This window comes from Robinsoniella sp. (assembly GCF_034124845.1).
In genome coordinates this window covers 1-10,718 of record NZ_JAWYAJ010000219.1, presented here as the reverse complement: position 1 = coordinate 10,718, position 10,718 = coordinate 1, and the positions used below count along the sequence as shown (strand labels likewise).

8 protein-coding genes and 1 pseudogene are annotated in these 10,718 nt (G+C 32.1%); all 9 read right to left on the bottom strand.

The annotated features are described in order from the left end of the window. Positions 1–213, bottom strand: a 213-nt coding sequence (locus ACH2DQ_RS10460; RefSeq protein ID WP_395026670.1) for a hypothetical protein, incomplete at its 3' end; no start/stop codon positions are given. A 42-nt stretch (positions 214–255) separates the two neighbouring features. Further along, positions 256–987, bottom strand: a complete 732-nt coding sequence (locus ACH2DQ_RS10455) for an acyltransferase (RefSeq protein ID WP_394913523.1) — start codon at positions 985–987, stop codon at positions 256–258. A gap of 16 nt (positions 988–1,003) precedes the next feature. Next, positions 1,004–1,993, bottom strand: a complete 990-nt coding sequence (locus ACH2DQ_RS10450) for a glycosyltransferase (protein WP_394913524.1) — start codon at positions 1,991–1,993, stop codon at positions 1,004–1,006. A 26-nt stretch (positions 1,994–2,019) separates the two neighbouring features. Beyond that, positions 2,020–3,234, bottom strand: coding sequence for a glycosyltransferase (locus tag ACH2DQ_RS10445; protein WP_394913525.1), 1,215 nt, complete (start codon positions 3,232–3,234; stop codon positions 2,020–2,022). A 21-nt stretch (positions 3,235–3,255) separates the two neighbouring features. Beyond that, entirely contained in the window at positions 3,256–4,131 is an 876-nt protein-coding gene (locus tag ACH2DQ_RS10440; RefSeq protein WP_394913526.1) for a glycosyltransferase family 2 protein, read from the bottom strand. A gap of 35 nt (positions 4,132–4,166) precedes the next feature. After that, positions 4,167–5,288 (bottom strand): glycosyltransferase family 4 protein, encoded by a 1,122-nt coding sequence (locus ACH2DQ_RS10435; RefSeq protein WP_394913527.1) that lies wholly within the window; start codon positions 5,286–5,288, stop codon positions 4,167–4,169. An 8-nt stretch (positions 5,289–5,296) separates the two neighbouring features. Then, on the bottom strand, positions 5,297–6,454 hold the full coding sequence (locus ACH2DQ_RS10430) for a glycosyltransferase family 4 protein (protein WP_394913528.1): 1,158 nt from the start codon (positions 6,452–6,454) through the stop codon (positions 5,297–5,299). Positions 6,455–6,483: 29 nt separating this feature from the next. Further along, a complete protein-coding gene (locus tag ACH2DQ_RS10425) occupies positions 6,484–10,134 on the bottom strand; it encodes an ArnT family glycosyltransferase (protein WP_394913529.1) in 3,651 nt (1,216 codons plus the stop codon). After that, a pseudogene (locus ACH2DQ_RS10420) lies at positions 10,091–10,718 on the bottom strand (glycosyltransferase family 2 protein); the annotation flags it as partial. The pseudogene ACH2DQ_RS10420 and the gene ACH2DQ_RS10425, both read right to left, overlap by 44 nt.

Sequence of the window (10,718 nt, the reverse complement as noted above, 5' to 3'; positions counted from 1 at the left end):
ACCATATCCGTATGCATAATATGGCCACATGGATGAAACTCCTGACCAGTCCAATTTAGCAAAATGTGCTGCAGCCGCCCAATACCCTAATTCATCTGATGTAATATAAATCACTTTTTCATTTGGCAAATTATACAGACCAATAATCAGTATTACGCCAAGCATTATAATTGTCAATGCTATTAACTCTTTATCTTTTACTTTTCTAACCATTTTTCCACCTAACTGTCTTACATAAAAGATTTCTTACTAAATTTACACAAACCAATCATGTTCTCCTACAAATTCATATACCATATTTTGACTGCGTTCACCAATTTTTCTAGCTGGAATTCCTCCATAAATTGTATATGGTTCTATATCTTTTGTAACAACTGCTCCACTGGCAACTACCGCTCCTTCACCTATTGTAACTCCGGGTAAAATTGTTGCATTACCACTGATCCATGCACGGTCACCTATTTTTACTTTTCCTGACTGATACTCAAAATTAGGTCCATTGACGTCATGCTGTCCTGTCCAAATTCTAACCTGGGAACTCAAATTTACATTATCTCCAATCTCTATCTCACCACGGCCATCCAGCATATTATCGTCACCAATTATAGTCCCATTTCCAATATGTATTTTCCATAAGTCTATGGCTATAAGCCCTTTATAAATGACAACCCGCTTTCCAATATCCAAACCAAAAATCTTTGTATACACAATATTCCGAATAAAATGTGAAGGAAACTGTGATATTTTTATAATCTCATATTTTCTTAATCCCATTAAGAAAAATGAAAATAGCTTACTTGTCTTTTGCTGGTAACTTAAGGATTCTTGAGATATGATTTTCTTAGGAGTTTCATTTGTCTGCTTTCCCCAATGTTTTTTTCTTCTTTGTGTATATATTCTGCACAATACTAAGCCGAATGCTAATATAATGTATTTTAATAATATAATTAAACAAATCATGTAAACTACAAATTTTATGATATACATTTAACCACCCTTTTACTTAACCAACAAGTTTTTCTTGCATTTTCTGCAATTTTTTTTGATAGTCCACAGGATCTATTGTTTTTCCTCTTCTGTTTAAAAGACCATCTTTCCAAGAATTCCAAATAATAGATATCCGCAATTTCCTGTATCCGGAATACTGTTTTATCAGAAAAGTCCTTAATACTTTTTTACCCAGCATAAAACCAAATAACGACAATGCTTCAAATCTGCGTAAAGGACTATTCGTATATTTTTTTATAAAAAAAATACGGTTTCTCCAACAATAATAATCTTTCCACCAAGTCTTAGGTGTAAATACTCCCCCTACAAGCGGTGGATCCTGGTGATTAATGACTGCTTCCCTGACTAACAACACTTTAAATTCACGTGAAACCCGATAAGTATATTCTAAATCATCTCCATAAATAAAAAGAGTTCCATCAGCAATGCCAACTTTCTCTACTGCCGCTCTGGAAAATAGCGGACCAACAAATGCACTTGCTTCTATCGGTGTTATTTCAGCTAAATCATCCGCTTTATTTACAATTGCTATATCTTCCAATAATAACTTAGACTCCCTTTTGTGATGGTACAATTGATATTTTTCATGATCTATCCCCCAGATCAATGGTTGCAAGCAACCTATATTATCTGTATAATCGGTGTATTTTATCAGGTTTTTAAGACAATCTTCTCTGGGAAATGCATCATCATCCATTAACCAGTACCAGTCAGGATCCAATTTTTCCTGGGCATATTGCATTCCTGCACTAAAACCACCAGCACCACCTAAATTTTCTTTCATCCAGACTATATGAATATGTTCCTTATTTTTAATCAACATCCTAATATTTTCTTTATTTTCTTCATTGCTATTATTGTCTACAACAATAATTTCGTCAACAGGATGTGACTGATTTTCCAAAGCTTCTATTACTCTTTTTAAAAAATGACTACTATTGAAAGTAACAGTAATTGCAACCATCTTATAAATGTTTTGTTTCATAGCTTATCAACCTTTCCAAAACCATTCTACAATTCTAATAACCTTTTAACTACATTATCCATTTTGATAGATGGTTCAAATTCTTTTGTCATAAAGTTCTTAGCTTTTTCTGATAACTCCTCGGCATCAATATGATTATTAACTAAATTACTGATCGCTTTAGCATATTCCATTGGTTCTTCACAATGAATATATTCTATCCCGTTCTTAGCCGGTATGCCCTCTATACCTATTTTATTTGTTAATACAGGTATACCTGAAGACAATGCTTCTAATATTTTCACCTTTATTCCAGCGCCTAATACAAGTGGTGCTGCCAAACATAAACTCTTTTCAAAATATGGTGATATATCTTTTACAAACCCTAAGATTTTAATCCTGTCATTTTGCTTTTGTAATAGCTCTTTATGAGGTCCGCCCCCCAGCACAATGAAATTTACCTCTTTATCGTCAATGAGCGGAAATACTTTTTCAATAAACCACATAGCACTTAAATGATTTTCAAGCCTTCCCATGGCTCCAAAAAAAACTATATCTTTATTGGATGGTTTCCTCTTTATTCCTGAATAATCATCATAATAGATTGCTATCTGATCTACTTTTTCTTTGGGACAATGATTTTCTGACAAAAGTTTGGCATCTTTTTTATTATTTACCAATATCAGATCAGTACTATTAAGATTATCAATCTCCATTTTTTTTAATCTCTCATACCGGCATTTATAAAATGCCTTTTTTAAAGAATGATTAACATATTCGTACTTCCTTTTAAAACCTAAAAAAGCTACATCTTCTTCTATCGCAACTATTTTACTATTTGGGAAACATTCTTTTATCAAAGGTAGAAGTAACAACATTTGGGTCCATTGTAAAATCACAATATCCGGCTGCTCTCCATTCTTCACGTACTCCTTTATTAACTTTATTACCTTTCTGCCTTGATAGTTAGGTAATAACCCACAATATTTATGATAAGGATTAATAATTGACCCTATATTATTCATTTTTCTAATCAAGCTGTGATATTTATCCCCTTCAATTACCGCTATCCTATTTGGTATCTTATATTTGTCCAAATCAATTTTAGCGATTTCTCTCTCATAACATCTAGATAATAAAAATATTTTAAATTTATCAGTTTCATTTATATATTTTACATGATAATTATGATTTTTCCCTCCAGCATGATCAACGGTATCATATGGAACAAAACTAGATATCCATAATATACTCTTTTTCATCTATTTTCTCCTAACAATAATTTATTTAACCTTGTCATTTTTCCCTGTTTTACCAAGCATACCATCAATATAACCATACCACATTAAATAGATTGCATTTTTTTTATTCTTCTTATAATCTAACCCACATAAAATACGAAGTGTTAAATAACAAGATTTTGAGAAATGATAAACCCCCAGTAAAAATATATTTGTTTTTCTTACTTTTCTTGCGAAATATATCGTATTACGGTTAAAATAATAATCCCAGACTCTTCCGGTTGTTGTTCCATGCCGATGTACAATTGTAATCTCCGGATTATAAATTATATTTAGCCCCTTTTCATAAGCCTGTATAAAATAATCCGTTTCTTCTCTATATAAAAAATACTCTTCCGGAAGAAGGCCATTTATTTCTATTGTATTTTTAGAAATCAACAAAAACGCTCCAATTAAACTACGACAACGACAAATCTTTTCCGGTGTTTCTCGATAAGTTCTGCCCCATTTACTGTCAATTATGATCCCAGAGTCTAATTTGCCGGAAGCATCCAACATTTTAGGTCCGATAATAGATGCATTAAGTTCTTTCATCTTAACTAACAAGTTTTTAATTGTATTTGGATAAATAATTTCCGTATCACTATTTGCAATTAAAAAATACTCGTATCCTAATTCCATAGCTCTTCTAATACCCACATTATTACCAGCCGCATATCCTGTATTATCTTCTAAGTAAATAACTTCATACCGACCGTCTAAAATACTTAAAATTGCTTTGTCCTTCTGTTCAGAATGATTATCTATTACTATAATATGATAATTCTCTTCATACTTCTCAATACTTTTTATCAAACGAATCGTATCCTGTGCCGAACAATAATTTAATATGATTACTGCAACTTTATCATTGATCACACCTTTCCCCCCTTTCATAACTCTGTATACTAAGCTTAAACCTCTGAAAATAATTTAAAATACAGTTTACTTATCCTTATATAATTATAATTTTCATTAATTATTTCACTAATACTTTGTAATTTTTCTTTATCTACAGGTGTGTCCAGACATTTTATGATTGCATCAGCTAAAGCATACTCGTCTTCTGGTGGAGAATAATAGCTACACATTCCCTTTGTGATTTCATAGTTTGTTGGTATTTTAGAGATTAATGTAGGTATTCCACAAATCATAGCCTCGATTGCGGTCATGCCAAAGCCTTCATATAATGTAGGGTTAATATATAAACGTGCGTTTACAAATATCTCCTGCATAGTTTTGTCATCCACAAAACCGGTAAAAGAAATAAAGTTTTCTAAATTATGCTTTGTCACATAATCTTTTAAATATTGAACTCTATCAGGAACACTTCCAACTAAAATTAATTTACAATTAGCCTTATCTTTTATTAATTCAAAAGCTTTAATTAAAGTTATTATATTCTTGTGATGAAATTGAAGATTTACCGCACAGATATAAGGCTCTTTTACTTTATTACTTTTATTGGATGGAGTTATATTTATGGGATTGTATATTCGTTTAACTTTTGCGCTTGACTTAGGATAGTATTGCGTTATTTCTGATTTATCCGTATCACTAATTGCAATTATTTTATCTGCATGATCAAAATCTATGCGATACATAATTCTATATATCCAATATTTGTAAAATGGAACCTTTACATTTGCTATAACTCTATGAGCAACTGCCTTAATATCATGAGGAATTACGATGGAATATGCATTATATTTTCTCAAACCATTATTGCAGCTCAAGTGATAGATAATATCAATTCCGTATTTTTTTATTAATCCAGGTATAACAAAAGTATTTACCATGGAAACCTGTATCATTCTTAGAACTTCGCTCTTATATGTTTTGGAAGTAATTGATACAATCTTTATATCCGGTGATATACTCTGAATTACCTCTTTAGAATAATCAAAGCAAAATACAATCATATTTTTCGTATAACCGTTTTCATGGAATCCTTTAAGTAAATTTAATCCTACCTGATCTTTGCCTCCAGCATGATTTTTGCTTAAATATATATAATTTAATGCTATTTTTTTCATGGACTCACCTAAACTCTTTCTAATAAACGCGCATACTTATTTGCAATTACTTTATAGTCGTATTCGTATGCTGTTTTTAAAGATTTCTCAGATAATTTTTCATACAATATATCATCATTTAATAATAAATTAATCTTAGATGCCAGGGAATCAACATTTTTTTCCTGTGCATACAATCCATTTTCTCCATCATGAATCAGATCAGTTATCCCTCCTGATTTATTAGCAACCACCGGAAGTCCTGATGCCATTGCCTCTAATATAACTAACCCCAGCCCCTCTTGTTTTCCATTCTCTACCGTGATAGATGGTGCCGCAAAAATATCAGCAGATGCATAAATTTTCTTTAGTACTTCATGGCTTTTTGCACCTAAAAACCTCACTTTGTTACCCTGAGGTTTTGCCTGATTTACCAGTTCATTTCGCAGTGGTCCATCACCCACTATAATTAATACAGCATCTACTTGCTTCATAGCATCTATTAAATGTGTAACACCCTTTATTGCAACTAATCTGCCAACAAATAGTACCACTTTTTTGTCTTCTTGCTGAAAATAGTTCTCAACCGCAAAATGTTTACCAAAATTCTCTGTTTTACATCCCATTGAAATAATATTTATTTTACTTTCTTCCGCAAACTTCAACGCTTCTTTTTTTAAATGCCGTGACACTACAGTTAAACCACTTGATTTCTCTACCGCCCTTTTTTTAAGAAGCTTAAATATCCCTTTATTCATAGAGACAATATCTGTTCCATGACCTGTAATCATATATGGTTTCTTAAAACAAGACTGTAGTACTCCTTGTGGTATAATCCAATTTGCCTGAACAACATCTACCTTGGGCAATATTTTCATTAACGCAAAATATTGAGATAAGAGTAAAAATGGAACCAGTAATACTCTTACTTTCTTTTCTTTTATACGTGGTATAATAGCTCCCGGATAGCATAACGTCTCCAATTTATGAATTGGAAAGTAATGATAACGTATCACATTTACACCATTCATTACCTCTTGATCTTTTGCTTTAGGAGCTGCTGGAACAAGTACCGTTACTTGGAAATAATCAGTCATAGCCTCAGCAAGATCTAATATAAACCTAGGTTCTGTGTCGTTATCCCACCTCGGAAAGGTTGATGCTGTGATTAATAACTTTTTCTTCATACTTATCTCCATTCCACATATAATGTATCTTACTGTTTTTCAATCCACGTTGGATATGCTTCCAACTTATTACCCTTATAATTTAATACTCGGATCTCAAGTTGATTCACATTTTTTTCAAGTTTAACATTCATCTCCATAATTATATCACTACCATTATTAAACTGATCAGATGTAATATTATAACTTGCGACAACTTGCTCCAACGCCACAACCGCACCTATTTTCTTACGAACTTCTGTATTTTTTAGATCTTCCGTGTTCATTGACCCTTCTTCTATTGCATCATTAATATAATCATCAATAGCAGCTTCACGGTCTTGAACACTAACTAACTGAATCACTGCATTATTTACTCCAAACAATTCTTGACTGCTAACCTTTATGCTAATTAGGTAGTTGCCAAGATTTAATTGCCCAATATTTCCTTCTTTCACCTGTTGCTTATCATCTGATTTATTAAGGACATCTATCGGTATTTTCTTTCCTATTGTAATCATTCCATATCCTTTTTTCCGTGCAAGCTCTTGAAGTTCTCCGCTATTTGCCACCCACAAGGAATAAATTCCTTCTTGTGCAATCATTGAATAATTATGAGCAATCCCCATCGAACCAGTGCCAAAATTCTCCACAATAAGATAACAATCTGTCTGCAAATTTTTTACTTTGTGCTGCGTTGAGTTTGTTATAGTATATTCAGGCAAACTATTCTGAAGATTGGACATTGAGAACATTCCTCTATTTTTTGCACTGACAGATGTGACATAATAAATATCAGAAACATCGTCAATATCTTTAATGATATCTGTTATTTTATCCATACCGACCTGATTATCACTGCCAACTTGAAATTTATCCGAAGTCATCTCAAGATACATTGGTTTAAATTTAATTTTTAAATCACTATTTATTCTGCATGTTAATTTTTTCATTTTGCCTCTGGATGCGAGGGGTACTTTAATAATCGCTTTTCCATATTCATCAAAATCAGATTTAGATATTTCAACATCTGCAAATAAAGAATCGGAACTATAAATCTCAACAGAGCCTATTTTTCCTTCCGGCATCAAAGCTATTTCAGCAGATAATTCAATTATATAATTATAATTTCCACTCAATACTGTAATCGGAGATTCATAATCATATACTCCATTTTTCTTTTTCAAGAAATTATGAATATCTAAATTCCTCCCACTTGATAAAGGCTCTTTTTTTAATTTGGCTAATTGTTGCAATCCACTGTAATTATTTCGCGCCAATAGAATAAAATTACTATTCATTTCAATTATTTTATATTCTTCCATGTAATCATAATAGGAACGGCTATCCGCTACAGAAATTAAATAATCACTATTTGATTTATCATCTTGAGAAAGTAATTCTATTGTATATTCTGGCAATTGGCTTTTGGCATATTCCAACATTGTTTTCTCATTACTTGTAAAAGAATCATCTATTACGCTTATATTTCCCTGAATACCAGAAACATCATCTAAATCATATATCAAATTGCATATTTTTTCAAATTGATCTGGAGCATCTAATCCAATAGAGTAACCCTTTTCAGTCCTTCTATATATAAAGTCTTCCACTGTAAAATTTGTTGAATTTTGATATTTTATGTCTAAAGAAATATCTTCTAAAGTTTTACCACTTGTTATAGAAAATCCTATTGCAATATTTCCATTTTGTATGGTAGATGCATCAACTACAACATTTTTAATATTTGTATTTCCACTAAATAAGGATATTTCCGCCATTCCTTCAGGTTGTGTTTCTTCGCACTTAAAGGAAACGGTACAATCATATGTGCCAGGCCCCATATAAATCTTTGTATTTTCAGAATTTTTCAAAGGTAACTCATAAATGCGTTCGGATATTTTTTCTTGTAGTTGATTAGACTCTTGGCTGTCTCTCACACTAAGAAGCTTACTTTTTTCAGTCACATCTGTAATAGTGTAGTTTTCTATATATTTATCCATATCATTATCTGTTGCAGTAATTACTAAATGCGGCTTATTCTGATTAATTGCTTCATTATAATTCTCTATATCTTTTACATTAACATTTTCTTTATTAACATTATAATTATTAACAATAAACAATTGCCTGTTGCCAAGTAAATACTGTATTTTCACAACATCTTTATCCAGTGTCTGACCTGACTCAACATAATAAATAGGAACATCTTCTGAAACATCGTTTACCAATGATGTTATTCTTGCATAATCGTCATTTACTTCTTTTCCTGCTCTTAAAATATCACTTTGTTCTATGACGCCTGTAATAACTATTAAAAATACAATTCCGGATAAAACTCCGCCTTTTGCTAACACTTTATTACATATTTTGAAGTTGACGTTGTTACGTAATAAACATATAGATACAAGAGTTACCAATGTAATCAATATCGTAATAAAAAATACTCTGCCCTGAAGATCTTCTGATATTTCTTCTAATCCTTTAAAAATAACCCCAGCATTAAAATAATCTATACTAATAGCCGAATAACTTTTTAAAATCTCTGTTGACATGAAAGCCAGAAATGCCATAACCCCTATAGAAGAAATCAAGATTTCCAACCATCTCCGACTTTCAACTATATCAAATATACCTATAATTAACAAAGGTGCAATCATAATAAATAGCATACGTGCATTTATTATACTATCACCTGTCTTACCTGAACTATAGTACAAAGTAAGCGTCAAAAGCATAAGTACAAAACTTATTATTACATATAATATTTCTCCGGGTAATTTTTTTCGATTACAATAAATCGCCCAAAACCCAAAAAGACAACCTAACATCGAACCTGCACTTAAGCTATATAATTTCCCGACAATACCTTGTAGAAAACCAAAAATCCCCTTAGTTTCTAAACCTTTTGCCATTCCATCAAAAAATGCACTTAAACTCGAAGTAATACGCATATCAGACTCTTTAAAAATTTGATTTAGCCAAAATGATTCCATCACCTGCAAAATAGCAAACAAAATAACAACACAAACGCCTACCTGCAACGCTTGTATTGCTAATACTCTTTTCTCTTTTACTAATTTTATAAGCGCAATCACTCCCGCTGCAGCAACACAAAGGAACGCTATATGAAACATTAACCCTATGACAATAGTTATTCCAAAACCAAGTAATTTTACAAATGAAGGTTTTCTATAAAGTTCTGCCAGAAGTACAATTGTTATCCAAAAAATCATAAGAATAAATAAATCCGGTACTGCCAGCAACTTTACTTGGGCATAACCTGGTATAAGTGCTGCAATTCCACATGCCAATGCAATTAACTTCTTATTTTTATCAGGGAATATTCTGTTAATTGCATATACAGATAAGATGTATGAAATACATAATGCTACTGCATTACCTAATACTACAACTTTATATATTGCCCCCGGCCTCTTAAAAATAGCACAGAGTGGTACTAAAAACAAACTATAACCAAAAGAAATCAGAGAACTCTCTTTCATGTATGAAGACCAATCTACTCCTAATAAGTTATAAGCATATCCCCATACTCTGCTCTCATCCTCTGAAAATAGTAACTGGCCAGCATTTAATATTCCCGGTATAAAGGTAGCAAATATTATTATTAATAAACTAATCTGCAATATTAACAAACTATTTATCTTTGTTTTCGTCCCCGTCTTTCTTAACTCCATCATAGTCCAACTTTCTCACATGATATTGTATATCTTCTAATAGTTTCCTATTTCCGGAAATTATATCCGCCTGTAAACCTACAATTCCCGTCATAACACCTAAAATAATCATCATACTAGCCAAAATAAGGGATTGTGTATGACCACGACCTCCATCAATTATAAAGAAATAAATAAATCTTATGCCAATGGCAACACCTATAAAAGACAGAATACTACCAATAATGGTAAAAAAATACAAAGGCCGATACATCATAAACGCCCGCACAATCGTAAGCATAGACTTCTTCACATACCCAAACATACTGCTAAACAGCCTTGATGGTCTAAGTTCTCCATTGGTCCTAATCGGTACTGATGTGCAAGCCATCTTATTTCTGCCTGCCTGTACAATGGTTTCCAGAGTATAAGTATACTCATTAATAACATTCATGCGCATAGCTGCTTCCCGGCTATAAGCCCGAAATCCGCTTGGTGCATCCGGAATATCTGTCTTTGATGCCTTACGAACAACCCAGCTGCCAAAATGCTGCAATCTTTTCTTTAACGGAGAAAAATGTTCCGTTTTATCTATAGGTCTTTCCCCA

Excerpts from the sequence above, each read along its gene's own strand:
- ACH2DQ_RS10450 (WP_394913524.1), bottom strand. The coding sequence starts at position 1,993 with ATGAAACAAAACATTTATAAGATGGTTGCAATTACTGTTACTTTCAAT.
- ACH2DQ_RS10435 (WP_394913527.1), bottom strand. The coding sequence starts at position 5,288 with ATGAAAAAAATAGCATTAAATTATATATATTTAAGCAAAAATCATGCT.
- ACH2DQ_RS10425 (WP_394913529.1), bottom strand. The coding sequence starts at position 10,134 with ATGATGGAGTTAAGAAAGACGGGGACGAAAACAAAGATAAATAGTTTG.
- ACH2DQ_RS10445 (WP_394913525.1), bottom strand. The coding sequence starts at position 3,234 with ATGAAAAAGAGTATATTATGGATATCTAGTTTTGTTCCATATGATACC.
- ACH2DQ_RS10455 (WP_394913523.1), bottom strand. The coding sequence starts at position 987 with ATGTATATCATAAAATTTGTAGTTTACATGATTTGTTTAATTATATTA.
- ACH2DQ_RS10430 (WP_394913528.1), bottom strand. The coding sequence starts at position 6,454 with ATGAAGAAAAAGTTATTAATCACAGCATCAACCTTTCCGAGGTGGGAT.